Below are 26,865 nucleotides of genomic sequence, written 5' to 3'. Positions count from 1 at the left end.
CGAGGCCTTGGAGGCCACGTGAGTCACCCTCACCCCGAACTGTCCCTGCCCCCTGCGCTGCCTGAAGGTGGCCTGCGTGTGGTCGCCCTCGGCGGCCTGGGCGAGGTGGGACGCAACATGGCGGTCCTGGAGCATGCCGGAAAGCTGCTCGTCATCGACTGCGGCGTGCTGTTCCCCGAGGACAACCAGCCCGGCGTGGACCTGATCCTGCCGGACTTCGACTACATCAAGGACCGTCTCGACGACATCGAGGCGATCGTGCTGACGCACGGTCACGAGGACCACATCGGTGCCGTGCCGTACCTGCTGCGGCTGCGCAAGGACATCCCGCTCGTCGGCTCGCGCCTGACGCTCGCGTTCATCGAGGCGAAGCTCAAGGAGCACCGCATCAAGCCCTACACCCTCGAGGTGAAGGAAGGGCAGCGCGAGCAGTTCGGCGTCTTCGACTGCGAGTTCGTCGCGGTCAACCACTCCATCCCGGACGCGCTCGCCGTGGCGGTCACCACCGCTGCGGGCACCGTGCTGCACACCGGCGACTTCAAGATGGACCAGCTGCCCCTCGACGGCCGCATCACCGACCTGCGCGCCTTCGCGCGCCTCGGCGAGAAGGGCGTCGACCTCTTCATGGTGGACTCCACCAACGCGGAGGTGCCCGGCTTCGTGACACCCGAGGCCGAGATCGGCCCGGTGCTCGACGACGTCTTCGCCCACGCGGACAAGCGGATCATCGTCGCGTCGTTCTCGTCGCACGTGCACCGCGTGCAGCAGGTCCTCAACGCCGCGCACGCCCACGGCCGGCGCGTGGCCCTCGTCGGCCGCTCCATGGTGCGCAACATGGGCATCGCCGCCGATCTCGGCTACCTCGACGTGCCGCCGGGCGTGCTCATCGACCTGAAGAAGGCCGACTCGCTGCCCGACGACCGGATCGTCTACATGTCCACCGGCTCGCAGGGTGAGCCGATGGCGGCGCTCTCGCGCATGGCCAACGGCGACCACAAGGTGCAGGTCGAGTTCGGCGACACGGTGATCCTGGCGTCGTCGCTCATCCCGGGCAACGAGAACGCGGTGTTCCGCATCATCAACGGCCTGACCCGGCTCGGCGCGCGCGTCGTGCACGGCGGCAACGCGAAGGTGCACGTCTCCGGGCACGCGTCCGCCGGCGAGCTCATGTACTGCTACAACATCCTCAAGCCCAAGAACGTCATGCCGGTGCACGGCGAGGTGCGCCACCTCGTGGCCAACGGGGCGCTCGCGGTCAAGACCGGCGTGCCGGCCGACCGCGTGGTGCTCGCCGAGGACGGCGTCGTCGTGGACCTCGTGGACGGCAAGGCCTCCGTGGTCGGCGCCGTTCCGTGCGGGTACGTGTACGTCGACGGCTCGTCGGTCGGCGAGATCACCGAGGCCGAGCTCAAGGACCGCGTCATCCTGGGCGAGGAGGGCTTCGTGTCCGTCTTCGCCGTCATCGACACCGCCACGGGCAAGGTGCTCGCGCCGCCACAGGTGCTCGCGCGGGGTATGGCCGAGGATGCCTCGGTGTTCGACAAGGTGATGCCGGAGGTCACCGCGGCGCTGGAAAATGCGATCGCGGGCGGGGCCACGGACACGCACCAGCTGCAGCAGATCATGCGCCGCACCATCGGGCGCTACGTGGCGACGCGGCTGCGCCGCAAGCCCATGATCGTCCCGGTGGTCCTGGAGGCCTGACCGGACCGGGTCGGCCGGGCGGACCTGCGCGAGAACGGGGCCATGGGCCTGACCTGTGGGTCAGGCCCATGGCCCCGTCTCTCGTGGCCCTGGACAGCGACGTCCTTCCCGCCGGGGCAGGACGGGGCGACGACGATGAGCGCCTCCGGTGTTCTGCACTTCGCCTTCGGCGGCATCGGGTTCATCGCGTTCGCGGTGGCGGCCTTCCTGTTCGGCGGGTGGCTCGCCCGGCACGGCGAGCGCGGTCGCGCGGCCTGGTCGAGGGTGGCCGGTGCCGTGATCCTGGTGGGCTTCGTCGGTGGGGCCGCACTCGGCCCAGCCGGGATAGGCGGGCTGTGGTTGGCCGTGGTCGTCGGCTTCGCCTGGCTGCTGCTCGCGTCGCTGCGCCACCACCGGGCTGTGCCCCACCCGGTGGTGGCGCGCCGCTGACCCGTGAAGCGCCGCTGAGGCGGGCGCACTGCCGGACCGGGGCGCACTGCCGGACCGGGGCGCACCGCCGGACCGGGGCCCCGGCCGGGCGGTGCGCCGCACTCAGGCGGTGACCTGCTCGCGGATCCAGCCGGCGTGGCCGCCGAAGCCGCTGAGCTCGTCGACGCCCTGGATCCTCGACTCCACCTGCGCGACGAGCTCCAGGCCGCGGGCGGTTCCCCCGGTCTCGACCGCCAGCTCTGCGGCCAGGAGGGCGCTGCGGCACCAGCGAGCGACGTCGTCGGACTCCCGCAGGAGCGACTCGGCCCGGCCCGCCAGCTCGGCTGCCTCGCCCAGGGCGCCCTCGTAGAGACCCTCGAACCGGGAGGTCACCTCGTTCTCGTCGGCGATCGCCCGGGCATGCTGTTCGAGCGTCTCGGGAAGCTCCACCCGCAGCTCGGCCAGCTCGTCCGGATCGGTCGCGTCGGCGAGCGCCGCCTCGCACACCCGCATCGCCCCGGTCATGATGCGGCTCGCCTCCGTGACGTCGCGGTCCCGGACGGCCCAGGCCCACGCCCGGGTGGCCCGGATCTGCCGCATCGCGTCGCCGACCTCGGCCCACAGGTCCGCGGCGCGTTCGTATGCCAGCTCGGCCGACAGCTTTTCGCCCGCCTTGTCCAGGGCCTCCGCGGCGAGGTTCGCGAGCACCGCGTGGTCCTCCTGCTCCGGCCAGTGCTGTGCGATCTGCGCGGCGGCGAGCCAGTGCCGGGCGGCCTCCGCGTGCTCGTACCTGGCCGCCGCGCAGTCGCCGAGCCACCAGCGGACCTGCACCAGGGTCCCGTCGCCGTGCACCTCGGGGGAGGGGTCCAAGTCGGGCAGGGCCTGCTCCAGCACGGGCGCGGCCTCGTCGAAGCGGCCACCGGACATCAGGTACCCGCCCAGCCGGACCCGGGCGACGACGGCGGTGGGTCGGTCGACCAGGTCCGCCCAGGCCACCGCCTCCAACCCGTGGTGGACGGCGCCGGCCGGGTCGCCGTCGGCGGCGAGCACCTCGGCGAGCTGCAGGTGTGCCGCCAGGAGCCACTCGGGCGCGGCGGCGTCGCCCGCGCGGTCGATCGCGTCCGCCATGCCCGACCGCATGCCCGCCAGGTCCTGCTTCTCTCGGGCCGCGTTGTACCGGTCGACGGCCTCCCGGACGTCGGCGGGCATAATCGTGGCGTCGCTGTCGCCGTCGGTTCCGTGCTCGACGCCGGGGGTGTTTGCCGGCTCGGCGGCCTGGTCGGCGTCGGCAGCTGCCGGGGCCGCATCGGCGAGGGTGTTCACTTCGGCGGGGCCCACGACCGACGGCAGCACCGCACGCAGCCCGAGCGGCAGCCGGTCCAGCAGCGGCGTCGCGTCCAGCCGGGCCCGTACCTCCTCGCCGACCGCCGTCGTACCGTTGCGCTCGTCGAACGCGGCGGCCAGGCCGAGCGCCTCGGTCCGAGCATGTCCGGCCAGCTCGTCGGCCGTCCAGGTGCGGCCGGCGGGGCCGGCGACCGGCAGGTCGCCGCGGCCGAGGGCGACCAGGCGGTCCATGAGCAGCGCGGTCACGGCGTAGAAGCCCATCCGCGGCTCGGGCTCGCCGTCAGCCTGGAAGTAGGCGGGGGTGTCGGCCAGGAGCTCCAGCCCGCGCGCCTCGTTGCCGGTCAGCGCGCAGAACTCGATGTGCTTGGCCACCGAGCGCATCAGGCTCTCCGAGCCCTTGACCATGGGGTACCCACGCAGGTGGTTGGCCCGGGCGTCGTCCAGGCGGCCGAGGCGGACCAGGGGAAGGAGCGAATGTGCGAGCGTCCGGTGCGGCTCCTCGGCGCAGGTCTGTTCCCCGCCGAGGACCGGCCCCCAGTGCTCCACCGCCCGGGCGTCGTCGCCCGACCTGGCGTAGTACCCGCCCTGCGCCGCTGTCTCGCAGGCGTGGCAGTCCGCCATGTCGCCGCGTGGGGCGGCGAGCCAGCCGTCGAACGCCCGGCGCGCGCGCTCGGCATCGCCCACGTGATCGGCCACGTAGAACTCCGACATCCGCACGGCACGGTCGGTGTGCCCCGCGATCCGATAGCGCCGGTCCATGTCCGTGAGGGTGCCCTCGATGGCGGCCAGCGAGACCTGCGGCAGGTCGAGCAGGCCGGAGGTCATCCACTTGAACATCCAGAACAGCGAGTGGGTGTCGTACGACTCGAAGAGGCTCGGGTCCTGGTCCCACAGGCGCAGCGCCTTGGCGAACGGCACGACCATCTTGTGCCGGTCCGCGCTGAACTCGTAGGCGTTGACCAGGTGCAGCAATGCCTTGACCTCGGCCTTCGGGCCGAGCCGCACTGCCTGGTCGAGCAGGCCCTCTGCCGCCACCGCCTGCGCGGTGCCGTGAGGGCGTTGCCGGTTCGCCCAGAGCGCCTGCTCAAGTGTCGCCAGGTCGGTGATCTCGGTCATCGGTTCGTCTCCTGGGAGTCGTCAGCCTGGTCGCCACGCGTCGTCGGCTGGGCCGGTGTCGCCCATTCGAGCAGCTCGCCGAACGCACGGTTCACGAGTGCCTGGTCGACGGGCCGCAAGGGGCGCCGGGCCTGGAGCAGCGACTGCCCGTAGAGGGCTTCGGTCGCGACGCCGGCGAGGTCGGCGTCGGGCAGCGCGGCGATGCGCCGCACCAGCGGGTTGAGGTGGTTGAGCACGAGCCGGGCGCGCGGCGCCTCGTCGCGCAGGGAGCCGAGGATCCCGGCCCAGAGGTCGTCGGCCTGGCCCTCGGCCTCGGCCCGGGCACGTTCGTGGCGGACGGACCGGTCGTCCAGGTGGACGGCGGCCAGGGCCGCCGGGTGGAACGTGCGCACGACGACGTCGCAGTCCAGCGGGTCGAGCCGGGCCCGGGCGGTGGCGAGGAACGGCGCCAGCGCGAGCTCGGCCCCGGGATCGAGGTGGTCCAGGTGCGCCGTCACGACCGACGCGTCCAGCTCCTCCACGGCGACGCCCGGCCGGGCGAGCGGTAGCGCCTCGACCAGCGCCGCGTCGTAGGTGTACCCGCCGTTGACGACGGCCATGCCCTGCGCCGCCGCGATCGCGGACACCTGCCGGAACTCGTCCACCGTGCGGGTGAAGTGCACGGTCCGGTGCCGGCGCGCGAGGTCGTCGAGCGTGAGCTCACCCTCGGACGTCTCGAAGGGCAGCCACGGCAGCATGGTGCGCAGCACGTCGGCGTCGTGCAGCGCGAGCGCCTTGACGCCCAGGTGGTGCACGGCGAGGAAGCGCCGCAGGCGCTCCGGCGAGGTGGTCGCGAGCTGCGCGAGCCAGCCGCGGACCCTCTCGCCGAGCGCATCCCGTACCGCGGCCAGCGTCTCGTCCTCGTAGAGCTGCTCGCGGCTGGCCGTGGGGCGCAGCGAGTCGGTGTCGAGCACGCAGCGCACGAAGAACGCCCAGTCGGGCAGCAGGGTCTCCGCGCGGTCGGTGAGCAGCATCCCCTTGAGGTGCACGCGGTGCCCGCCGCGCTGTGCCGGGCTGACGACGCCGGGCAGCACGTAGGCGACGCCCCGGATGCCGACCAGCGGCAGGTCGAGCTCGATGGAGTCCAGCGGCGCGAAGCCGAACGTGTCCTGGCAGTACGCCGACAGTGCCGCGGCTCGCGCCGTGGGGCCGGCGTGCTCGGCCTCCCACGGCGGACGCCGACCGGTGATCGGCTCGTCGCCCACCCGGACGTCGTAGGGCAGCAGTGCCCCGAAGTCCGCCGCGAGGCCAGCCACCGTGGCCGCCTCGAACCACTGCTCGCTCCCGCGGCGGGCCACCAGGTTCACCGTCGTACCGGGTTCGGGGTGCTCGGACGCCGCGAGCGTACGGACCGTGTACGAGCCGTCGCCGCGGGCGACCCACTCCACGGGCAGCGCGTCCGGGGTGCGCGCCGAGCGGCTCACCACCCGGATGGTCTCGGCCACGACGAAGCAGGCCAGAAGGCCGATGCCGAACTGGCCGAGGAACTCCTTGCGCGCCTCCCGGAGGGTGTCCCGCTTGGAGCTGCGCCCGATCGTGGCCAGCAGCTCGTGCACCTCGGGTTCGGTCAGGCCGACGCCCGAGTCGGTGATCCGCAGCGCCGACCCGGTCGCCTCGATCCGCACCGTGCCGGGTGCGTCCGGATCGAGGGCGCGCCGCGCGGTGATGGCGTCGACGCCGTTCTGCAGCAGTTCGCGCACGTACACCCGCGGGCTGGCGTACAGGTGCTGGGACAGCAGATCGACCAGCCCACGGAGGTCTACCTGGAAAGTGTGCGGTGATTCCGCAGGGGTATCGTGCATCGTCATGGTGGGCGAAATGGTAGTGGCGCCCTCTGACAGACCCCAGGAAAGTCCCTCTCCGCGCACGTATCCCGGCCTGGTCGACGCGGGTTCACCCCCATATGGTGAGTACCGGACATAGCGGTGTGAGTACGGTGGCGGGAACACACCGGAGGCCATTGATGTCCGATCCGCGAATTCCCCACCAGAACCGAGCGGCCCGCTGGGCCGAGCCCGGCTCGCAACAGGGTCGCCAGCCCTACCCGGAGCAGCTGGGCAGCCCTGCGCACCCCCAGTCCCCGTACACCGAGCCGCAGTACCCCGAGCACTATGCCGGTGCGAGCACCGGGCAGCACGCCGCGCAGCACACGCCCGTCGCCGGGCAGCCGCGAGTGCCCGTCGACCAGGCGTACCCGCCGGCGCGCCGACAGGCCCCGAGCAAGCCCTTGCCCGAGCCTCCCGCCGGCCTGGCGGTCGGGACGATCGTCGCGGCGTGCTGCATGCTCTTCGTCGAGCTGGCCGGCCTGGCGATCCTGCTCGTCACCGGCGACCGGGGCGGGGCGGCCGGCATCGAGATCGGCCTCGGCCTCCGGGTGGACCCCAACGGCGGCACCGTGACCGTCCTGTTCGGCCTGGCCGCATACGTCGCCGCCTGCTGCTGGCTGCAGGCCAGCCGGACGTTCGCCGAGGCCGCAAACCCCGCAGCGCGGTTCGCGCACGGGCGCGGCTGGACCTGGTTCGGCTGGCTGGTGCCCATCGCGTTCCTCTGGATCCCCTACCAGGTGGTCCGTGACATCCGCGGCGCAGTGGTGCCCGACGGGCAGCGCCGGGTCGCCCTGGGCCTGTGGTGGCCCTTCTGGCTGGTGTCCGGGGTGCACGTCCTCACCTCGATCTGGGTCGACGCGGAGATCGCAGCTCGCTCCGTCGCGGCGGCCGCGCTGATCATCGCGTTCGTCTACTGGGTCCGGATCGTCCGTGAGACCACGAGGGCCCAGGAGAAGCTCGCCGGGTTCTGACGGGGCTCCGACCGGGCTCCGACCGGGTTCTGACCGGGTTCTGACGGGTTCGGCGGCGGGAGATAACCTCCCTGGCATGGCCTCTCCCGCACCGTCGACACGGCCGCCTCGTGCCGAGCTGCACGTACACATCGAGGGCACGCTGGAACCGGACCTGGCGTTCGAGCTGGCGGCCCGCAACGGCGTCGGGCTGCCGTATGCCGACCCGGCGAGCCTGCGGGCCGCCTACCAGTTCGAGAACCTGCAGTCGTTCCTCGACCTGTACTCGGCGGCCATGTCGGTGCTGCGCACCGAGGCCGACTTCGCCGACCTGACCAGCGCCTACCTGACGCGTGCTGCCCGGGCCGGGGTGCGCCACGCGGAGATCAGCTTCGACCCGCAGGCGCACCTCGTGCGCGGCGTGCCGCTGGAGACCGTCGTGGGCGGCGTCGCCGGCGCCCTGCGGCGCAGCGAGGCCGAGCACGGCCTGAGCACCCTGCTCATCGCCGCGTTCCACCGCGACCGCGACAGCGCCGAGGCGCTCGACATCCTGGAGCGGCTGCTCGCGATGGACGCGCCGATCGTCGGCGTGGGGCTGGACAACGCGGAGATCGGCTACCCGCCCGGACCGTTCCAGGGCCTCTATGCGCGTGCGAAGGAGGCCGGGCTGCGGCGCACCGCGCACGCGGGGGAGGAGGGGCCGGCGCAGAACGTCCGCGACGCGCTCGACCTCCTGCACGCCGAGCGGATCGACCACGGCGTCGCCGTCGTCCAGGACCCGGAGCTCGTCGCGCGCGTCGTGGCGGAGCAGGTCCCCTTCACCGTGTGCCCCGTCTCCAACGTGCGGCTGGGAGCCGTCCCTGCCCTGGCCGACCACCCGCTGCCCGCGATGATCGAGGCGGGCATGCTCGTCAGCATCAACTCCGACGACCCGCCGTACTTCGGCGCCTACGTGGACGACGTCGACGACGCCGTCACCGCCGCCTTCGGCCTGTCCCGGGATCAGCGGGCGGCGCTCGCCGCGGCGTCGTTCCGCGGGTCGTTCCTGCCCCCGGACCGGGTAGCGGCTTACCTGGCCGACGTCGAGGCCTGGCGGCAGGCGGACGGCTGACCCGCCGCTCGCGGGGCGCCGCGCGGTGTCAGGGCGCGAGCAGTGCGGGCCCTACCGCCCCGGCCGCCTGGTCGAACGCCGCCTCGCGCGCCCTCTCGTCGCCGGGCAGCAGCCCCGCGAGCTCCAGCGACACCAGCCCGTGCACCAGCCCCCACAGGCCGACGGCGGCACTCAGCACGCGCTCGGGCGGCGCGCCGGCGAGCACACTGCCGACGGCGTCGTGCAGGACCCGGAACGTGGGGCGGTCGACGGCGGACACCAGCTCGCCGTCGGCCGGTGACACCGCGCGGTAGAACATGACGCGGTAGAAGTGCGGGTCCGCGAGGGCGAACTTCCGGTACGCGCCGCCGAGGGCGCGCAGGTCCGCCGCGGGGTCGTGACCCTGGCTCACGGCGGCGAGGTGCTCTGCGAACCGCCGGAACCCCTCGTCGCCGACTGCCTCGACCAGCGCCTCGCGCGAGCCGAACAGGGCATAGACCGCGGACGCGCTGGTGCCCGCCGCGGCGGCGACCTTGCGGACGGTGACGGCGCTCTCGCCGTCCGACGAGATCACCTGCGACGTGACCTCGAGGAGCTGGGTGCGCAGGGCGTCGTCGTGCAGCCGTGGTCGAGCCATGCCGTGAGTCTAGAAGCCTTGACGCCAGTTTACGAACGATGTTTGATAACAGTGTTACAAAACAGTGCACCATCTAGTCCTGGAGGACGTCGTGCTCGAGCTCTCGGATCCGGCCCGCATCACAGCGGGCATCGTGCTGCTGACCGTCGTGGCGGTCGAGTCGGGCGGGTTCTTCCTGCTCAAGGTCTTCGGCGGCCGGCTGGTCACCACCGACCTGCAGAAGAGCTTCTACCGGGCGGGCCACGCCCACGCGGGCGTCCTGGTGATCCTCGGGCTGCTCTGCGTGCTCCTGGCGGAGGCGACGAGCCTGACCGGGTTCGCGCACTGGCTGGCTGCCACCGGCGTCCTGTGGGCGGCGATCCTGATGCCGGCCGGGTTCTTCTTCTCCGCGATGGGAGACGGGCGGACGACGCCCAACCGCGCCGTCGTCCTGCTTCCGGTCGGGGCGGTGGCGCTGGCCGCCGGAGTCGTGATGCTGGCGGTGGGGCTGCTCCTGGGCTGAGCTCTCTCGGGCTCGCCGACCGGGCCTGCCGATTCGGCCTCCCGCGGCCAGGACGCGGGGGAGAGCGCGACAAACCGGACAGCGGCCCGGTCCGGGACACACCGCGAGGCTTCCTGGGCGGGGCCGTCGTCGCCCGTTACGGTGGCGACATCATGGCGACCCGCACGTCGGCCCGGCGAAGTTCCGGGAAGGGATCCGGGCAGGGCGCGAAGAGCGCCAGGCCCAAGGCCGCAGCGTCGAAGCGATCGACACAGCGCCGGGGGGCTACCCGCCCGGCGTCCAAGGCTGCGTCCGCGCCGTCCGGCCCGCCGTGGCCGGTCCGCGCTCTGCGCGGGCTGTGGATGGGCATGGCGCACGCCGTGGGCGGCGCCACCCGCGCCGCCGGACCCCGGACGGCGCAGGATGCGTTCGACCAGGGCGCGCAGAAGGCACATCAGCAGGGAGGCCAGGAACTGGAACCGGACCACCGGCGCGACGGCGTCGGCTTCGCGCTGCTCGCGGTGGCGGTGATCGTCGCCGCGCGCGAGTGGTGGGGCATCGACGGTGCCTTCGGCGACGGCGTGCACGCCGTGGTCGCGGGCACGTTCGGCATCGCCGGCGTCGCCCTGCCCGTGCTGCTCGTGTGGCTCGCGTTCCGCGTCATGCGTCATCCCGAACGCACCCAGCAGAACGGCCGGGTGGCGATCGGGCTCAGCTTCCTGGTGGTCGCCACCTGCTCCCTCGTGCACATCAGCGCCGACCTGCCCTCGCCTGCCGAGGGCTTCACCCCGGTGCAGGACGCCGGCGGCGTGATCGGGTTCCTCTTCGCGACACCGGTGGTCACCGGGCTGACGCAGTGGTTCGCGATCCCGCTGTACATCCTGGCCGGATTCTTCGGCGTCCTGATCGTGACGGCGACGCCGGTGCACCGGATCCCGGCACGCCTGCGCGGCCTCTACGACCGGCTCACCGGCAACCACCGTGAGCCGGCCCTGACCGACGAGGACGGGCTCGCGCTGGCCGAGGGCGTCTCGCCGCACGACGGCGCCGCCGCCGGTACCAAGCGCCGCAAGCGCCGCACCAAGCAGGAGATCGCCGCCGAGAAGGAGCGCCTGGCCGGGTTCGTGGGCGACGAGGCCTTCGAGAAGGCCGCGGAGGTCGAGGCCGCCGAGCGGGCGGCCAAGGCGGGCAAGCTCATGACGCAGCGCATCCCGACCAGCGAGTCGGCGGGCAAGAGCACCGGTGCGCCCGCCATCGGCCCCGGCGTCCTGAGGTCGGACGGCGAGCCGGGCAAGGCATCCGACGGCCCCAAGCCTCCGCAGGGCGGCGAGCCGATGCCGCGTGGCGTGCAGCCCATGCTGGAGGGCGACACCGTCTACCTGCTGCCCGACGAGGACCTGCTGGTGCAGGGACCGCCGCACAAGGCGCGGTCGGCCGCCAACGACCGGGTGGTCGAGTCGCTCACGGGCGTGTTCGAGCAGTTCGGCGTCGACGCCAAGGTCACCGGCTTCAGCCGCGGCCCGACGGTCACCCGCTACGAGGTCGAGGTCGGTGCCAAGACCAAGGTCGAGCGCATCACGTCGCTGTCCAACAACATCGCGTACGCGGTGGCGAGCGCGGACGTGCGCATCCTGTCGCCCATCCCCGGCAAGTCCGCCATCGGTATCGAGATCCCGAACACCGACCGCGAGACCGTGGTGCTGGGCGACGTGCTCCGCTCGGGGGCCGCACGGCGTACCGAGCACTCCATGGTGATGGGCGTCGGCAAGGACGTCGAGGGCGGTTACGTCGTCGCGAACCTCGCGAAGATGCCGCACATCCTCGTGGCGGGTGCCACCGGTGCCGGTAAGTCGAGCTTCATCAACTCGATGATCACCTCGATCCTGATGCGTGCCACCCCCGAGCAGGTGCGCCTCATCCTGGTGGACCCCAAGCGCGTCGAGCTCACGATCTACGAGGGCATCCCCCACCTCATCACGCCGATCATCACCAGTCCCAAGAAGGCCGCGGAGGCTCTCGACTGGGTGGTGCGGGAGATGGACTCCCGGTACGACGACCTGGCGGCGTTCGGCTTCAAGCACATCGACGACTTCAACACGGCGGTGCGGGCCGGCAAGGTCAAGCCTCCGCCGGGCTCCGAGCGCAAGATCGCGCCCTACCCGTACCTCCTGGTGGTCGTCGACGAGCTCGCCGACCTCATGATGGTGGCCCCGCGCGACGTCGAGGCCTCGATCCAGCGCATCACGCAGCTGGCCCGCGCCGCCGGCATCCACCTCGTGCTGGCCACACAGCGCCCGTCCGTCGACGTGGTCACGGGGCTCATCAAGGCGAACGTGCCGTCGCGGCTCGCGTTCGCGACGTCGTCGGTCACGGACTCGCGCGTGGTGCTCGACCAGCCCGGCGCGGAGAAGCTCATCGGCCAGGGTGACGCGCTGTTCCTGCCCATGGGGGCCGCCAAGCCGATGCGTGTCCAGGGCGCCTGGGTCACCGAGTCCGAGGTGCACCAGGTCGTCGAGCACGTCAAGAGCCAGCTCAAGCCGGTGTACCGCGAGGACGTCGCAGCGCCCGCCGCGGCGAAGAAGCAGGTCGACGAGGACATCGGCGACGACCTGGACCTGTTGCTGCAGGCCACGGAGCTCGTGGTCACCACGCAGTTCGGCTCGACGTCCATGTTGCAGCGCAAGCTCCGTGTGGGCTTCGCCAAGGCCGGGCGGCTCATGGACCTCCTGGAGTCCCGGGAGATCGTGGGACCCTCGGAGGGGTCCAAGGCGCGCGACGTGCTCGTGTCCGCGGACGAGCTGCCCTCGGCGCTCGCTCTCATCCGTGGCGAGCAGCCCTCGCAGGTCTTCGACCAGGCGGAGCCCGACCGGGGCGCCGACGAGGCCGGTCGCGCCTCCGGAGACCAGTACGCGGAGGGGACGGACGGCCACATGCCGCCCGTCGCCACCGACTACCACGACGACGCCGAGGCGCTGCGCTGACAGGTCAGCGGGCGCGGGGGACCACCCGCGGCGCCTTGCCCGAGGGGTGCTTGGGCGGCAGGCGCTGCTCACGTGCGGAGGTCCCGGCCGAGGTCTGCGCGATTCGCAGGCGCTCCCTGAGCTCGCCGGCACCGAGCTGCCCCTCTTCGGGGTGGGCCAGGGCATCGCGCGTGGCGCGCAGCCGGTGCCCGGCGGTGCGGTCGACCGTGGTCGCGGCCCAGCGGGCGTCCGTGACCCGGGCCGGGGCGCCCGGCGGCTGGACGATGTCCGCCACCAGCAGCAGCCCGACGGCGGACGCCGCCACGCAGCACTCCTCGCCCTGGTTGGACAGCAGGTTGCCGAGGCCGTAGGCCACCCACATCCCGTCGCCGCCCGGTCCACCGCGCAGGTGCGCCACCGGCTGCGGCACGTGCGCGTGGTGCCCGATCACCAGGTCCACCTGACGGGAGCGTGCCAGCGCCTTGACCGTCTCCTTCTGGTGGTCGGTCGGCTCCGAGATGTACTCGGTGCCGTCGTGCAGGCTCACCAGGACCAGGTCCGCACCGGCGGCCCGGGCAGCCCGGGCCTGCTCGACGATCCGGTCGGCGTCGATGAGGTCCACCGACCAGGGACCGCTGGGCGGCTCCGAGCCGTTCAGCCCGTAGGTCGCGGCCAGGTGGGCGACCGTGACGGTCCGGCCGTCCCTGCGCAGCTGGTAGAGCTGGGGGCTGAGCGACTCACGCTTGTCGCGGGCCGTACCGACATGGCCCATCCCGGCGTGGTCGAGCGCGTCGAGGGTCGCTGCGATGCCGTCGTAGCCCGAGTCGGCCGAGTGGTTGGACGCCGTCGAGCAGCCGTCCCAGCCCTGCTCGCCCAAGTCGCGGACGATCTCGCGCGGTGCGCGGAACACGGGGTAGCCCGACGGCTGCGTACCAGGCGGGGCGACCGGAACCTCCAGATGGCACAGTGCCAGGTCCGCGCGGTCGACCCAGGAATCGATGCCCGCCAGCAGCGGTGAGTAGTCGATGCCGTCCGGCCCGGTCGCGGAGTCGTTCACCGGCGAGTGGGTGAGGACGTCGCCCGCGGCGAGCAACGTGAGCTCGATGTCCTGTGGTGTGGGCTCCGGTGAGGGTGGGGGCGCTGACGGCGAGGCCACGGGGGACGTCGTCGTCCCCGGGGCACCGGAGCCGGTGGACGCCGGTGTCGAACCGGGGCCGGGAAGGGGCGTGCAGCCCGCGGCCGTGATGACGAGCGCGCAGGTCACGGTTGCGGACGCGAGGAGCCGCAGGACGCCGGCGTTGGCCACCTCCGGATGCTATGGCAGGCCGGGCAGGGCAGCGAGCGGACGCGTGGTGCTGGGATGGTGACTGGGGTGCGGCAGTTGCCCGCGCGGCCCGGTGCGGTCCGGGCGCGAGTGAACCGCAGTTAGGCTTGAGCAATGGTCAACGACGCTCCGTCGCCCTGGAATATTGCGAACTTCGTCACGATGATTCGCATCGCCATGGTCCCGTTCTTCGCCTGGGCACTTCTCGTCGAAGGTGGGGACGACACCACGTGGCGGCTCGTGGCGACAGCGATCTTCGTGGTCGCGGCGGTGTCGGACAAGGTGGACGGCTACCTCGCCCGGTCGCGCGGCCTCATCACCGACCTGGGCAAGCTGCTCGACCCGATCGCGGACAAGCTGCTCATCGGTGCCGCGCTGATCCTGCTCTGGATACCGCTCGGCGAGGTGCCGTGGTGGATCCCGGTGGTGATCCTGGTGCGTGAGCTCGGCATCACGTTCATGCGCATGGGTATGCTCAAGTACGAGGTGATGCCGGCGTCGCGGGGCGGCAAGCTCAAGACCGTGCTGCAGGCCGTGGCGATCTCGATGTTCCTGCTGCCGCGTGACGGCTTCGAGTGGTTCACGGTGCTCGCCTGGATCGTGCTGATGGCCGCGTTCGTGCTGACCGTCGTGACGGGTGTCGAGTACGTGTACCAGGGCTGGAAGATCCGCCGCGACGCACGGGCCAGGACGCGCAGCGTATGACCGCGCCCCGCCTGCTGGCAGAAGCGGCCGCACGGGGCTGGACCATCGGCGTGGCCGAGTCGCTCACGGGCGGCCTCGTCACGGCCGCGCTCGTCTCGGTCCCCGGTGCGTCACGGGTCCTGCGCGGCGGCGTCGTCGCCTATGCCACGGACCTGAAGGCCGGGCTCCTCGGGGTGGATGCCGACCTGCTCGCCGAGCGAGGCGCCGTCGACGAGGCGGTGGCCGCTCAGATGGCGGCCGGGGTGCGCACCGTCACGGGGGCTGACGTGGGCCTCGCGACGACCGGCGTGGCCGGACCCGACCCGCAGGACGGTCAAGAGCCAGGTGTGGTTTTCGTCGCAGTGAGCACCCCGGTAGTGTCCGAGGTGCACCGCCTGGACCTCGACGGCGATCGGTCCCAGGTGATAGCCGACGCCGCGCGTGGGGTGCTCGACCTGGCATGGACACTCGTCAGCGAGGCACCGGGTGAAAATCGCGACACACCCGCCGAGAACTCTCCTGAAGTTACAGACAAGTGAAACTTCTTGGTTTAATCTTGCACAGGACTTGACGCGGACGCCGTTCGGGAACAAGGCTCATATCCACGACGTTGTCCCGGTGTGATCACGAACAGGCCGACCACCCGGAGCCGGCGCAAGAACTCCACGAGCGCGGGGTACGGTAGAACGAACTCCACGCTCGGAGCACGTACCACACGCAAGACGCGTCCGGTCCAGGCAGGGCAGGGCGTGAGTTCAGGGACAGGCACTGAGAGGGGGCGCGAGATGGTCGTACTACGGCGAGAAATCGGAGACGTGCTGCGTGACACGCGGCAGCGTCAGGGGCGCACCCTGCGCGAGGTTTCGTCGGCGGCGCGAGTGTCGCTGGGTTACCTCAGTGAGGTGGAGCGAGGGCAGAAGGAGGCGTCGTCCGAGCTTCTTGGCTCCATCTGCGAGGCGCTCGACGTGCCGCTGTCCTTGGTCCTGCGTGAGGTGAGCGACCGCGTAGCGGTGGCCGAAGGATTCCAGATCCCCGACACCATCCCGGCGGACTTCGTCGCCGGACTCCTCGCCAGGGGAGGCGACCGGACCGCAGCGCGGCGGGACGTCGCGCCGTCGGACCTGGCACCGGTCGGCTGATCAGCCGGCGGGCACGGCAAGAACGACTACAGCCGGGGCGGGACATCACGTACCTGATGTCCCGCCCCGGTCCTGTCTCGTTACAGGTCTGTCTGCCTCTTCCGCGGTCGTGCCCGGCCGCTCCAACGTGTCTAGCGTGCGGTAGGCGCCTGGCAGGTCGGGCACCAGAACACCGGACGCTCGTAGGGCTTCTCGTTCGCCGAACCGACGGCGACCGGGGTGCCGCACCGGTGGCACGGCCGGCCCGCCCTGCCGTGGACGTGCATCTCCACGGCGCCCAGGCCACGCGCCCTGCCCACGGCCACGCTGCGCTCCATGAGCCTGCGGGCGGTGCGGAGCAGGTCGTCGCGCTCCTCCTCGGCCAGGGCCACGGCAGGCGTCCACGGGAACAGCCGCCGCGCGAACAGTGACTCAGCCATCCAGATGGTGCCGATACCCGCGACGGTGCGCTGGTCCAGCAGGGCGGCGCACAACGGCCGGTCGGGCTCTCTGACGAGCCGCCCCGCGGCCTCGGGCAAGCCTGTGGTGGGAAAGTCGGCGCCCAGCACGTCCGGGCCCAGCCCGTTGAGGATCCGCTGCTCGTCGTGCGTGCGCAGCAGGTCGAGCATCCCGAGGTGCCACCCAGTCGCGGTCCAGGCGTCGGTGGCGAGCACCGCGCGGATGGCGGGATTGCGTGCGGACGCGTCGCGCGAGCCCGTGCGGTGAACCTTCCACGTCCCCTCCATGCGCAAGTGCGTGTGGAGGGTGCGTCCGTCGTCGAGCCGGGTCAGCAGGTGCTTGCCGTAGGCGCTGGTCTCCAGCGCGGTGGCGCCCGTCAGGTCCGCCGCCCCGGCGCTGGGCCAGCGCAGCTCGGCACGCACGAGGGGGAGACCGCGGAGCGCGGCGGTGAGGCGCTCGGCGGTGAGGCGTAGCACATCGCCTTCTGGCACGTATGCTCCCCTCGTCGTCGGGCTTCAGCGTAGTGTGCGCCAGGGCCGAGGTACGCCGCGCAACCGGCATATCACCCACCCGACACGGCCTGGTCCGGCTTCCGCCCGGACGGTCGTCCATGCCGTATCAGGGATCGCCCGCAGAAAGATCAGGGCGCGATCAGGGGTAAAACTGATGGTTTCCGTGCGTCCGCTCCAGGACCCTAGTCTCATGACCGTCGCAGCTGCTGACCTGGAGAGACACCTTGACGTGCCGCCCGCACCCGGAGATCCCCGCAGCACGCGGACCGTCGGCTGGTTCGGCGCGACGGCCCTGCTGCCGATGGTCGCCGCGCACGTCGTGGGCGCGTCGGTCGTCGACCCGGTCCTCGACCCGATCAGCTGGTACGCCTTCGTGCCCGGCGGCGGCGAGCTGATCCTGGCCGGCGGTCTGGTCCTGGCGGCGCTCGGCCTGATCCTCACCGTCCGGATGTATCGCTCCGGCCTGGCGGTCGGTCCGGTCCCCGCCGTCGCGATGATCCTCTTCGCCGTGGCGATGGTCCTGGTCGGCGCGTTCCCGACCGACCCGCCCGGGACACCGGCGACGTTCTCCGCCACGGTGCACCGCGTCAGCGCGGCGGCGGCGTTCTGTGTGCTGCCGATCGTCGGGCTGAGTCTTGAGCGGTCGATCCGGCAGCCCCGGTCGGCGCTCCCGCGAGGCCTGCGCTCGGCGGCCACCGCCCTGGGCGTGGTGGTAGCGCTGTTCCTCGTGGTGCACCTCTCGCTGGTCTTCTTCGCGGACTCCGGGGTCATGGCGTTCGGGCTCATCGAACGCATCGGGTTCGTGATCATGATCGGCTTCCTGTTCCTGCTCGCCGCCACGATCGACCGGGAGAGCCCCACCGCGGAGCCCGAGATCGCCGCGTACCCGGCGGACGAGCCGGCCTTCCTGCTCAGCGGATCGAGATCCGCAGACCTCGTGGGGTGACCGCGAAGCCCGCCTCCACGAGCGCGCGTGCCACCGGCTGGTGCCGCGCGGCCTCCAGGGCGGGAATGCCGTCGACCCGCTGGACCACGAGGCGGCCCAGCCTGCCGTCGCGGACCGTACGGGCCAGCGCGGCGGCAGCGACCGCGAGCCGCGCGGGGTTCCGGGTGAAGGACAGCACCGTGCGCCCGCCCCGTTCCACGAACAGCGTGAGGTCGCCGTGGGTGAGCACGACGACGGCGCCCGCCTTGCGGCCGGGCCGGTGCGCCGTGACGTGCCTGTTCCCGGGACTGCCGTCCGACGCCGCGCCTTCGTCCGCCGGCTGGTCGAGGACGAGCCCGTTGCCACCGCCGGCCGCAGTTCCCCGCGAGCTCCCGGACGGGCCGCCGGCCGTACCGGAAGCGGTCTCGTCCGGTGCCGGGACTGCGGGCCAGGCGAGAGCCGCCCCGTACGGGTTGGCAGGGTCCATCGCGGCCAGGACCACCGCGCCGCTCGCGCTGCCGGCACCCGTGCCGGTCGCCACGGCCGCCGTCCGCTCGGCGACCTCCAGCTCGGCCTCGACGATCCGGGCGCGGTCCTGCGCGTCGACCCGCAGCCGGTCGACGGCGCCGGGCAGCGCGAACTGCGAGCCGCCCAGGTGCTCGACGAAGTACCCGCGGCGCACCGCCCCGCGTTCCTCCAGGCCGGCCAGCACGCGATACACGTCGCGGTAGCCCGCGCCGACCCCTTCGGCTGCCGCACCGGGGCGCGTCAGGACGCCGTGTCGTTCGAGCAGCACCTGGGTCAGCGCGTGGGCCCGCACCGTGGGATCGGCCTCTCTGGTCGGGAGCGCCGCCCAGCGGCCTCCGCCGCCCGGGACGGACGTGCTGGCCCGCAGGGCCGAGGCCGGACGGCCAGGCGACACGGCGAACCGTGACCGTCGTACCGGCCGGGCACGCGCGGCCGTCCGGGGTGCGCGATGGGCGCCGGCGCCGCTGACCCGTTCCCGGAGGGCGCCCAGCCCGTCGTTGGTGACCTGTCCGGCCCAGACGAGGTCCCACAGCACCTCGAGCACGGCGTCCGGCTCGGCGCCGGTGAGCTCGGCGACACGGGGGAGGAAGAAGCCGCCGGAGCCGGTCAGCAGATCCAGCACCGCCCGGTGCAGCTCGGAGTCGATCGGTCCCTCCTCCTCGACCGGTTCGAGTGAGGGCAGGGTGAGCGGGGCACCGTCGGCCAGGTGGAGCGAGACCAGGCCGTCCCCGCCGCCGGACCCGGGCAGGCGAGAGTGTCCCGCCCACAGGACCTCCCCGGCGACCGTCAGCTCGTCGAGGAGCGCGGGCGAGTAGTCGGTCACGCGGGCGGGCAGCACCAGGGTCTCCAGGGCCGACGCGGGGACAGCCGCGCCCGCGAGCTGCTCGATCGCCTGAACGAGCCCGTCCGCGCCGCGCAGCAAGCCGGTGGAGACGTTCTGCCAGCGGGGCAGGAAGGCGCCGAGAGCCTCCTGCTCGACGGGCTCCACCTCGGCCCGCAGCACCGCCAGCGACCGCCGTCGAAGCAGGCGGAGCACCCCGGGGTCGCACCACTCGTCACCGGTGCCACCGAGCGAGCCGGGCCGCAGGCTCCCGCGTGCGAGCACGCCGTCGGCCTCCAGCCGGGCCAGCCCGTGCGCGACGATCGCGACGCCCAGCCCGAACCGCTGCGCCACCGCACCGGCGCCGAACGGTCCGTGCGTGCGGGCATGCCGGCGCAGGAGGTCGCCGAGCGGGTCGGGCACGGGTTCGGTGAACGTCTCGGGGATGCCCACCGGAAGGGCCACGCCGAGCGCGTCGCGCAGGCGCCCTGCGTCCTCGGCGACCGCCCACTGCTCCACGCCGGCGAACCGGACGCGGATGACACGACGGGTGGCCTCCAGCTCGTCGAGCCAGTGCACCACCGCATGCCTGGCCTCCTCGCGGGTGCGGGCCTCCAGGGCGTCGAGCGGGTGCGGCCCGGTACGCCGGAGCAGGTCCCACAGCCCTTCGGCGTCCCGGGCCTGCCGGTCCGGCGCGAGCCCAGCCAGCTCGGCCTCGGTGCGCTCCACGGCGCCGGGGTCCAGGAGGTCCGCGAGGTCGGCCGAACCCTGCTCACCGAGCAGCTCGGCGAGGAGCTCCGGGTCGAGCGACAGGGCGGCGGCACGGCGCTCGGCCAGCGGGGCGTCGCCGTCGTACAGGAACTGGGCCGTGTAGCCGAACAGGAGCGACTGGGCGAACGGCGACGGGGTCGGTGTCGTGACCTCCACGACCCGGACGCCGCCGCCGGCGATATCGCGCATGAGGTCGGCCAGGGCGGAGACGTCGAAGTCGTCCTGCAGGCACTCGCGGGCGGCTTCCAGCACGATCGGGAAGTCGGGGAACTGGCTGGCCACCTCCAGCAGCTGCGCCGACCGCTGCCGCTGCTGCCACAGGGGCAGCCGCTTGTCGGGTCGGCGACGGGGGAGCAGGAGCGCCCGCGCCGCCGCCTCGCGGAACCGTGCCGCGAACATCACCGACGAGCCCAGCTCGTCGCGGACCGCACCGAGGACCTCGTCCGGGTCGAGGAGCAGGTCCTCGAGCGTGACCCGGCCGGGGGTGTGCTCGGCCTGCGCACCGGAGCCGTCGTCCTCGGCGCCGGCCGCGCCTGCGCCCCAGGGGTCGCCCTCCCAGCCGCCACCGGAGTCGGGCAGCCGCAGCACTATGCCGTCGTCCGAGTGCATGGCGGCGACGTCGAGACCGAACCGGGCCCTGAGGCGGGCGGAGATCACGAGGGCCCACGGCGCGTGCACCCGCGCGCCGAGCGGCGAGTGGATCACCACGCGCCAGTCGCCGAGCTCGTCGCGGAACCGTTCCACGACGATTGTGCGGTCGTCAGGCACGCGCCCGGTACCCAGTCGCTGCTCGGTGAGGTAGGCGGCGAGGTTGTCCGCCGCCCAGGCGTCGAGCCCGGCCTCGCGGAGGTGCTTGCGCCCCGCGTCCGGGTCGGCGGCCAGGGCGGCGTCGGCCTGGCGGACGAACGCACCCACCGCCCGTCCCAGCTCGGCGGGCCGGCCCTGTGCGTCGCCCTTCCAGAACGGCAGACGTCCGGGCAGCCCGGGGGCCGGGGTGACCAGCACGCGGTCGGTGGTGATCTCCTGGATGCGCCAGGTGCTCGACCCGAGCGTGAAGGTGTCGCCCACCCGGGACTCGTAGACCATCTCCTCGTCGAGCTCACCGACCCGCTTGCCGCCGCGCATGCGGGCGGACCCACCGGTCACGGCGTCGGTGAGGGCGTCGCCGGGTGCGCCGCCGTCGGGCGCGTCGGTGGCGAGGAAGACGCCATAGGCGCCCTTGTCCGGGATGGTGCCGCCGCTCGTGGCCGCCAGGCGCAGCGCGCCGGGCCGTCCGCGCAGCATGCCCGTGGCACGGTCCCAGGTGATGCGGGCCCGCAGCTCCGCGAAGTCCTCGCTGGGGTAGCGGCCGGCGAGCATGTCGAGCACAGCGCGCCAGGTGGCGTCGCCGAGGTTCGCGAACGGCGCGGCCCGGCGGACGAGGGCCAGCAGGTCGTCCTCGGCCCAGTCGTCGACCGCGAGGGCTGCCACGATCTGCTGGGCCAGGACGTCGAGGGGATTGGCGGGGACGTGCATGTGCTCGATCTCGCCGGCGCGCATGCGCTGGGCGATGACGGTGGCCGGCACCAGGTCCCCACGGAACAGCGGGAAGACGATGCCCTTGGACACCGCACCCACCTGATGCCCGGCACGGCCGATGCGCTGCAGCCCGCTCGCCACGGACGGCGGCGCCCCGACCTGGACCACGAGGTCCACCGCGCCCATGTCGATGCCGAGCTCCAGGGACGACGTGGCCACCACCGCGGGCAGCCTGCCCTCCTTGAGCTCCGTCTCGGTGCGCGTGCGCTCCGCACGGCTCATCGAACCGTGGTGGGCGCGCGCCAGGATCGTCTCGCCCTGACCGGTGACGTCCCGGCCGGGCACCGCCTCGGGCATGCCGCGCTGTCCGGCCGCGGGTCGGGGGAGGCCCGCGCTGGTGCCCGACTGGCCGGGGACCAGCGCGGCCCAGGTGCTTGCCGGGTCGGCGATCTCCAGCCCTTGGCGCTGTGCCCACACCTCGTTCATGCGGGCCGTCAGACGTTCGGCCCCCCGCCGGTTGTTGGTGAAGACGATGGTGGAGGTGTGGTCGGCCACGAGGTCGACCACCCGCTCCTCGACGTGCGGCCAGACCGAGGCCCGGCGCAGCGGACGCGTGGCCTCGCCCGAGAGGTCGATCTCGTCGTCGCCCGACGTGGGCGCGGCGTCCGACGGGCCGGTGGCAGGCGCGCTGTCGAGGTCCGCGAGATCGGGGACCGGCACGACGACGTCGATCGCCCACTCCTTGTGCGACGGCGGCTGCACGACGGCCACCTCACGTGCCGAGCTGTCGGCCCGGCCACCGCCGAGGAACCGCGAGACGGCGTCCACCGGGCGCACCGTGGCGGACAGCCCGATGCGCTGCGCGGGCCGGTCGAGGAGCGCGTCGAGGCGTTCCAGGCTCAGTGCCAGGTGGGCGCCGCGCTTGGTGCCCGCGACGGCATGGATCTCGTCGAGCACCACGGTCTCCACCCCGGCGAGCCCGGCGCGGGCCGACGAGGTGAGGATGAGGAAGAGCGACTCCGGTGTCGTGACGAGGATGTCCGGCGGGCGGGTGGCGAACGAGCGGCGCTCGTTGGCGGGTGTGTCCCCGGTGCGGATGCCGACCGTGACGTCCGGGACCTCCACGCCGTCCCGGGCCGCCGCCTGCCGGATGCCGGTGAGCGGTGAGCGCAGGTTGCGCTGCACGTCGGCGGCGAGAGCCTTGAGGGGTGACACGTACAGCACCCGGCAGCGACGGGCGCGGTCCTCGGGAGGGGGAGCAGACATGATCCGGTCGATCGACCAGAGGAATGCCGCGAGCGTCTTTCCCGACCCGGTCGGTGCGACCACGAGCGCGTGCTGATCGCGCGCGACGGCGTCCCACGCCCCGGCCTGGGCGGCGGTGGGCTGCGCGAACGCCCCGGTGAACCAGGCGCGCGTGGCGGGTCCGAACCGGGAGAGGGGGTCGTCGGGCGTGGGCATGGACCCATTCTGTCCCTGACCACTGACATGGGCTGGTTGTCGGGGCGGGTCAGTGGCGACGTAGGGTTGACGGGTGCGCGAACGGGATTTCTGGCAGCTGATCGACGAGGTGTTCGGACCTGCCTACGGGCGTGCCCTGGCACGCGAGCAGGTGCTGCCCGCGCTCGACGGTCGGACCCCGGCCGTCGCGCTGGACGAGGGCGACGAGCCGCGTGACGTGTGGCACGCGCTGTGCGACGCGCTGGACGTGCCGGACTCCGAGCGGTGGGGCAAGGACAAGCACCGGCAGGCACCGCCGCCTCGTCGCTGAACCTGTGCGGCACTGGACGTGAGGGTCCCGGGCTGACCGTCGCCGTACCGGTGAGATGTCCTGCGACACACCGATGTGTCGTGCCTTGCCTCGAACACGCGTTCGGCTAGACTTTGACCACAGACACGGATTTCGGAACGTCGTCCACAGGCGGCGGCCGGAGAAGGCGTTCGTGTCAGTGGCTCCGCGTACGGTCGGCAACGACGTACAGAGCCATCCACGCCGGCGCACAGAGCGCCCTGAAACCGAAGGTGTTGCACATGCCCGCACCAGCAGATCGCGACAAGGCCCTCGAAGCGGCCCTCGCCCAGATCGACCGCAGCTTTGGCAAGGGCTCGGTCATGCGCCTCGGCGACGAGATCCGCGCACCCATCGAGGTGATTCCGACCGGCTCGATCGCCCTCGACGTGGCGCTCGGTATCGGTGGTCTGCCCCGTGGCCGCGTGGTCGAGGTATACGGGCCCGAGTCCTCGGGTAAGACGACCATCGCGCTGCACGCGGTGGCCAGCGCGCAGCGCCAGGGCGGCATCGCGGCGTTCATCGACGCCGAGCACGCGCTGGACCCGGACTACGCCAAGAAGCTCGGTGTCGACACCGACGCGCTCCTGGTCTCGCAGCCGGACACCGGTGAGCAGGCGCTGGAGATCACCGACATGCTGATCCGGTCCGGCGCCCTCGACATCATCGTGATCGACTCCGTCGCCGCGCTGACGCCCAAGGCCGAGATCGAGGGCGAGATGGGCGACAGCCACGTGGGTCTGCAGGCCCGCCTCATGTCGCAGGCCCTCCGCAAGATCACGGGCGCCCTGAGCTCGTCCGGCACCACCGCCATCTTCATCAACCAGCTGCGCGAGAAGATCGGCGTGTTCTTCGGCTCGCCCGAGACCACCACCGGTGGCAAGGCGCTGAAGTTCTACGCGTCGATCCGCCTCGACATCCGCCGCATCGAGACCCTCAAGGAGGGTACGGACGCCGTCGGTAACCGCACCCGTGTGAAGGTCGTCAAGAACAAGATGGCGCCGCCGTTCAAGCAGGCGGAGTTCGACATCCTGTACGGCCACGGCATCTCCCGTGAGGGCGGCCTGATCGACATGGGCGTGGAGCACGGCTTCGTGCGCAAGTCGGGCTCGTGGTTCACGTACGAGGGCGACCAGCTCGGCCAGGGCAAGGAGAACGCGCGAGCGTTCCTCCGAGACAACCCCGACCTCGCCAACGACATCGAGAAGCGCGTCAAGGAGAAGCTGGGCGTGGGCCCGAAGGTCGACGCACCGGCGGTCGAGGGCGCGGGTGCCGCCGCGGCGACATCCGCCGCAGAGACCGCACCGGCCGCAGGTGCCGTCGCAGCGGCAAGCTCGTCCTCGCGGACGACCGCCACGGCGAAGGCGACCAAGTCGACCAGCGCACGTTCGAAGGCCACCAAGCCGGCGGTGTCGAAGACCGCCGAGAAGGCGGAAGCGGCCGCCGAGAAGGCGCCGTTCTGACGTGCAGTACGGTGATCCAGCGGATGGTCCCGGCGTGGGGAAGCGTCGGGGCCATCCGGCCGCTCGGGACGGTGGCTGGACGAGCAGCCGCGGAGGGCGCAGCAGCGCCGACCGTGCACCACGCAAGTCCATCGTGGAGCGCCTGGAGTCCGGCGAGATCAGCCGGGACGAGGCCGTCGAGAAGGCCCGTGAGGTAGTCCTGAAGACCCTGACCGCGGCACAGCGGTCCCGGCGCGAGCTGGAGCAGTCGCTGGCCCGCAAGGGCTACCCGGAGGACGTCGTCGTCCAGGTGCTCGACAGGTTCGACGAGGTGGGTCTGGTGGACGACGCGAGCTACGCCGAGACCATCGTCCGTACCCGCCACGCCGAGCGGGGTCTCGCGCGCCGCGGCATTGCCGCGGAGCTGCGCAGGCGCGGCATCGACGAGGACACGGCCACCGAGGCCCTGGACCAGCTCGACCCCGACGACGAACGTGTCGCGGGCGCGAGGCTGGCCACCAAGCTCATCACCCGCACGCGCAGCCTGGACCGCCAGGTGCGGGTCCGTCGTGCTGTCGGCTCGCTCGCTCGCAAGGGCTACGCGCCCGGCCTGGCCTTCGAGCTGGTGCGGGAGGCGCTCGCCGCGGAGGGCGAGGACACGGACGACCTCGACTACGCCGGGGACTGACGGAATGGCGGGGTGCCCCGGCCCCGGAGCGGCAGTCGGTAGAACGTCAGGTGGTCGGTAGCTCGAGCTACCGACCACCTGACGTTCTACCGACCTACCGTCATCGCCTGGCGTCGCCAGGGCGCATGCCGGTCACACCTTTGTCCCTCCGGCGACCGCCGTCGGGTTGCCGATGCCGGTTCCCTCGAGCGGTGTGGCGGCCGTCCGGCTGGACAGCAGCTTGGACAGGCGGTGCGCCAGCACCGTGAGGAGCACGTTGAGGAGGATGAAGACCACAGCCACGGCCGTGAGCACCTGCAGCGGGTTGCCGTCGCTGGAGTAGACGATCTGCCCGGTGCGAAGCAGCTCCTGGTACCCGATGATCTGGCCGAGCGCGGAGTCCTTCAGCACCACGACGATCTGCGACACCATGGCGGGCAGCATGGCGACGAGAGCCTGTGGGAGCTGGATCGACCGAAGGGTCTGGCCCTCCGTCAGGCCGACCACCAGACCGGCTTCGCGCTGACCACGGGGCAGGTTTCCCACGCCGGACCGCACCAGCTCGGCGATGACCGACCCGTTGTACAGGATGAGGGCGACGACCACGGCGAGGAACGCCTTGTCCGCCACACCGGGCAGCAGCACACCGAACAGCCCGTAGAAGAACACCATCATGAGCAGCACGGGTACGGCACGCAGGAACTCGACGAACACACCGCACACCCAGCGCACCGGAGCGAGCTGGGACAGTCGGCCCATGCCGAACAGGAGCCCGAACACGAGGGAGCCGACGATCGCGAAGGCCGCAGCGCGCAGCGTGTTCACCAGGCCGGGGAGCAGGTAGTACTGCCACGTGCGGGTGGAGAACACCGGTCCCCACAGGTCCCAGGAGAGCTGGCCCTTGGCGTCGAGCTGGAGCAGCACCCAGACGGCGACACCGATCACGAGGATGGCGCCGAGTATGTTTCCGGCGAGCGTCCAGGCACGCGTCCTGGGTCCCGGCGCGTCGAAGAGGACTGATGCGCTCATCGCTGCACCGCCAGACGCTGGGACAGCCAGGTGGTCAGCACGCCGATCGGGATCACCAGGATCACGTAGCCGAGGGCGAACATCGCGAAGATCCCCCAGAGGAAGTTGGGATTGAACTCGATCATCGTCTTCATCGTCGAGGCGGTCTCCCAGGAGACGCTCGCCGCGGCGGCGACGGTGGAGTTCTTCAGCAGCGCGATCAGCGTGTTGCCGAGCGGCGCGATCGCGCCGCGGAACGCCTGCGGCAGGATGATCAGACGCGCAGCGGGCAGGAACGACAGCCCGATCGCGCGTGCCGCCTCCGCCTGCCCGAGCGGAACGGTGTTCACGCCGGAGCGGATCGACTCGCACACGAACGCCGCGTGATAGACGGCCAGGCCGACGACGGCCAGGCGGAAGAAGGTGCTCTCGAACGTGTCGGCCACGTGGATCTGGAGTGCGGTCCACACGCCCATCACCATGAAGGTCATGATGATCGTCAGCGGGGTGTTACGGAGGATGTTCACGTACGCGGCACCGACCCACCGTAGCGACGCGATGGGGGAGATGCGCATCAGCGCGAGCGCGGTGCCAAGCACCAGGGCGATCAGCGCGCCCCAGAACGTCAGCTGGATGTTGGTCCAGAACGCCCCGAGCACGTCGTACCGCACCAGGAGCGAGCCGAGCCCGGACAGATAGTCGTTCACGGGTCACCTTTCGGGTGAGGTGCGCCCTTGGCAGGCGC

General features: G+C 72.2%; 21 protein-coding genes. 13 read left to right on the top strand and 8 right to left on the bottom strand.

Features of this window, described 5'->3' with window-relative positions:
- Positions 1–18 precede the first annotated feature (18 nt).
- The gene (locus LUU90_RS13030; protein ID WP_275003858.1) at positions 19–1,704 is read left to right on the top strand and encodes a ribonuclease J; all 1,686 of its coding nucleotides are present in this window, start codon (positions 19–21) and stop codon (positions 1,702–1,704) included.
- Positions 1,705–1,746: 42 nt separating this feature from the next.
- Positions 1,747–2,133: a DUF998 domain-containing protein gene (locus LUU90_RS13025; RefSeq protein ID WP_342470186.1), complete on the top strand. Its 387-nt coding sequence runs from the start codon at positions 1,747–1,749 to the stop codon at positions 2,131–2,133.
- A 102-nt stretch (positions 2,134–2,235) separates the two neighbouring features.
- On the opposite strand, the gene LUU90_RS13020 is transcribed toward LUU90_RS13025, so the two are convergent.
- Positions 2,236–4,572 carry a hypothetical protein gene (locus tag LUU90_RS13020; RefSeq protein ID WP_275003856.1) on the bottom strand — a complete coding sequence of 779 codons (2,337 nt, stop codon included), beginning with the start codon at positions 4,570–4,572 and terminating at the stop codon, positions 2,236–2,238.
- Entirely contained in the window at positions 4,569–6,419 is a 1,851-nt protein-coding gene (locus LUU90_RS13015; protein ID WP_275003855.1) for an HSP90 family protein, read from the bottom strand. Before LUU90_RS13015 ends, LUU90_RS13020 begins: the two co-directional genes overlap by 4 nt.
- A 155-nt stretch (positions 6,420–6,574) precedes the next feature.
- On the opposite strand from LUU90_RS13015, the gene LUU90_RS13010 reads away from it, so the two are divergent.
- Entirely contained in the window at positions 6,575–7,408 is an 834-nt protein-coding gene (locus LUU90_RS13010) for a DUF4328 domain-containing protein (protein WP_275003854.1), read from the top strand.
- A 76-nt stretch (positions 7,409–7,484) separates the two neighbouring features.
- Positions 7,485–8,498 carry an adenosine deaminase gene (locus tag LUU90_RS13005; protein ID WP_275003853.1) on the top strand — a complete coding sequence of 338 codons (1,014 nt, stop codon included), beginning with the start codon at positions 7,485–7,487 and terminating at the stop codon, positions 8,496–8,498.
- A gap of 28 nt (positions 8,499–8,526) precedes the next feature.
- Here the strand turns inward: LUU90_RS13005 and LUU90_RS13000 are convergent, their stop codons facing one another.
- Positions 8,527–9,114: a TetR/AcrR family transcriptional regulator gene (locus LUU90_RS13000; RefSeq protein WP_275003852.1), complete on the bottom strand. Its 588-nt coding sequence runs from the start codon at positions 9,112–9,114 to the stop codon at positions 8,527–8,529.
- A gap of 64 nt (positions 9,115–9,178) precedes the next feature.
- Between LUU90_RS13000 and LUU90_RS12995 the strand changes: the two genes are divergently transcribed.
- Positions 9,179–9,616 carry a hypothetical protein gene (locus LUU90_RS12995; RefSeq protein WP_275003851.1) on the top strand — a complete coding sequence of 146 codons (438 nt, stop codon included), beginning with the start codon at positions 9,179–9,181 and terminating at the stop codon, positions 9,614–9,616.
- A 152-nt stretch (positions 9,617–9,768) separates the two neighbouring features.
- A complete protein-coding gene (locus LUU90_RS12990; RefSeq protein WP_275003850.1) occupies positions 9,769–12,576 on the top strand; it encodes an FtsK/SpoIIIE family DNA translocase in 2,808 nt (935 codons plus the stop codon).
- A 4-nt stretch (positions 12,577–12,580) separates the two neighbouring features.
- Here LUU90_RS12990 and LUU90_RS12985 read toward each other — a convergent pair whose 3' ends face one another.
- A complete protein-coding gene (locus LUU90_RS12985) occupies positions 12,581–13,861 on the bottom strand; it encodes a CapA family protein (RefSeq protein WP_275003849.1) in 1,281 nt (426 codons plus the stop codon).
- 132 nt (positions 13,862–13,993) lie between these two features.
- Here LUU90_RS12985 and pgsA point away from each other — a divergent pair, with 132 nt between their 5' ends.
- The 3 genes from pgsA to LUU90_RS12970 all read left to right on the top strand — a co-directional run bounded on the left by pgsA (position 13,994) and on the right by LUU90_RS12970 (position 15,702).
- Positions 13,994–14,584: a CDP-diacylglycerol--glycerol-3-phosphate 3-phosphatidyltransferase gene (gene pgsA / locus LUU90_RS12980; RefSeq protein WP_275003848.1), complete on the top strand. Its 591-nt coding sequence runs from the start codon at positions 13,994–13,996 to the stop codon at positions 14,582–14,584.
- Positions 14,581–15,102: a CinA family protein gene (locus LUU90_RS12975; RefSeq protein ID WP_275003847.1), complete on the top strand. Its 522-nt coding sequence runs from the start codon at positions 14,581–14,583 to the stop codon at positions 15,100–15,102. The genes pgsA and LUU90_RS12975 overlap by 4 nt, the downstream gene beginning before the upstream one ends.
- A 246-nt stretch (positions 15,103–15,348) precedes the next feature.
- Positions 15,349–15,702, top strand: coding sequence for a helix-turn-helix domain-containing protein (locus tag LUU90_RS12970; RefSeq protein ID WP_275003846.1), 354 nt, complete (start codon positions 15,349–15,351; stop codon positions 15,700–15,702).
- Positions 15,703–15,833: 131 nt separating this feature from the next.
- Here LUU90_RS12970 and LUU90_RS12965 read toward each other — a convergent pair whose 3' ends face one another.
- Positions 15,834–16,631: a DNA-formamidopyrimidine glycosylase family protein gene (locus LUU90_RS12965; RefSeq protein WP_275003845.1), complete on the bottom strand. Its 798-nt coding sequence runs from the start codon at positions 16,629–16,631 to the stop codon at positions 15,834–15,836.
- 211 nt (positions 16,632–16,842) lie between these two features.
- Here LUU90_RS12965 and LUU90_RS12960 point away from each other — a divergent pair, with 211 nt between their 5' ends.
- A complete protein-coding gene (locus LUU90_RS12960) occupies positions 16,843–17,598 on the top strand; it encodes a DUF998 domain-containing protein (RefSeq protein WP_275003844.1) in 756 nt (251 codons plus the stop codon).
- On the opposite strand, the gene LUU90_RS12955 is transcribed toward LUU90_RS12960, so the two are convergent.
- Positions 17,564–22,675, bottom strand: coding sequence for an Lhr family ATP-dependent helicase (locus tag LUU90_RS12955; RefSeq protein WP_275003843.1), 5,112 nt, complete (start codon positions 22,673–22,675; stop codon positions 17,564–17,566). The two genes, LUU90_RS12960 and LUU90_RS12955, sit on opposite strands and share 35 nt — an antisense overlap.
- 73 nt (positions 22,676–22,748) lie before the next feature.
- On the opposite strand from LUU90_RS12955, the gene LUU90_RS12950 reads away from it, so the two are divergent.
- The 3 genes from LUU90_RS12950 to LUU90_RS12940 all read left to right on the top strand — a co-directional run bounded on the left by LUU90_RS12950 (position 22,749) and on the right by LUU90_RS12940 (position 25,133).
- A complete protein-coding gene (locus tag LUU90_RS12950) occupies positions 22,749–22,985 on the top strand; it encodes a DUF3046 domain-containing protein (protein WP_275003842.1) in 237 nt (78 codons plus the stop codon).
- Between the two features lie 260 nt (positions 22,986–23,245).
- Entirely contained in the window at positions 23,246–24,466 is a 1,221-nt protein-coding gene (gene recA, locus LUU90_RS12945) for a recombinase RecA (RefSeq protein ID WP_275003841.1), read from the top strand.
- Between the two features lie 34 nt (positions 24,467–24,500).
- Positions 24,501–25,133 (top strand): regulatory protein RecX, encoded by a 633-nt coding sequence (locus tag LUU90_RS12940; RefSeq protein WP_275003840.1) that lies wholly within the window; start codon positions 24,501–24,503, stop codon positions 25,131–25,133.
- Positions 25,134–25,265: 132 nt separating this feature from the next.
- Here LUU90_RS12940 and LUU90_RS12935 read toward each other — a convergent pair whose 3' ends face one another.
- Positions 25,266–26,141, bottom strand: coding sequence for an amino acid ABC transporter permease (locus tag LUU90_RS12935; RefSeq protein ID WP_275003839.1), 876 nt, complete (start codon positions 26,139–26,141; stop codon positions 25,266–25,268).
- Positions 26,138–26,827, bottom strand: coding sequence for an amino acid ABC transporter permease (locus LUU90_RS12930; RefSeq protein WP_275003838.1), 690 nt, complete (start codon positions 26,825–26,827; stop codon positions 26,138–26,140). The genes LUU90_RS12935 and LUU90_RS12930 overlap by 4 nt, the downstream gene beginning before the upstream one ends.
- Positions 26,828–26,865 lie beyond the last annotated feature (38 nt).

This window comes from Promicromonospora iranensis (assembly GCF_028994775.1).
Classification (GTDB): Bacteria; Actinomycetota; Actinomycetes; order Actinomycetales; family Cellulomonadaceae; genus Promicromonospora; species Promicromonospora iranensis_A.
The sequence above is the reverse complement of the archived record's forward strand: the minus strand, read 5'-3'. Positions and strand labels throughout refer to the sequence as shown.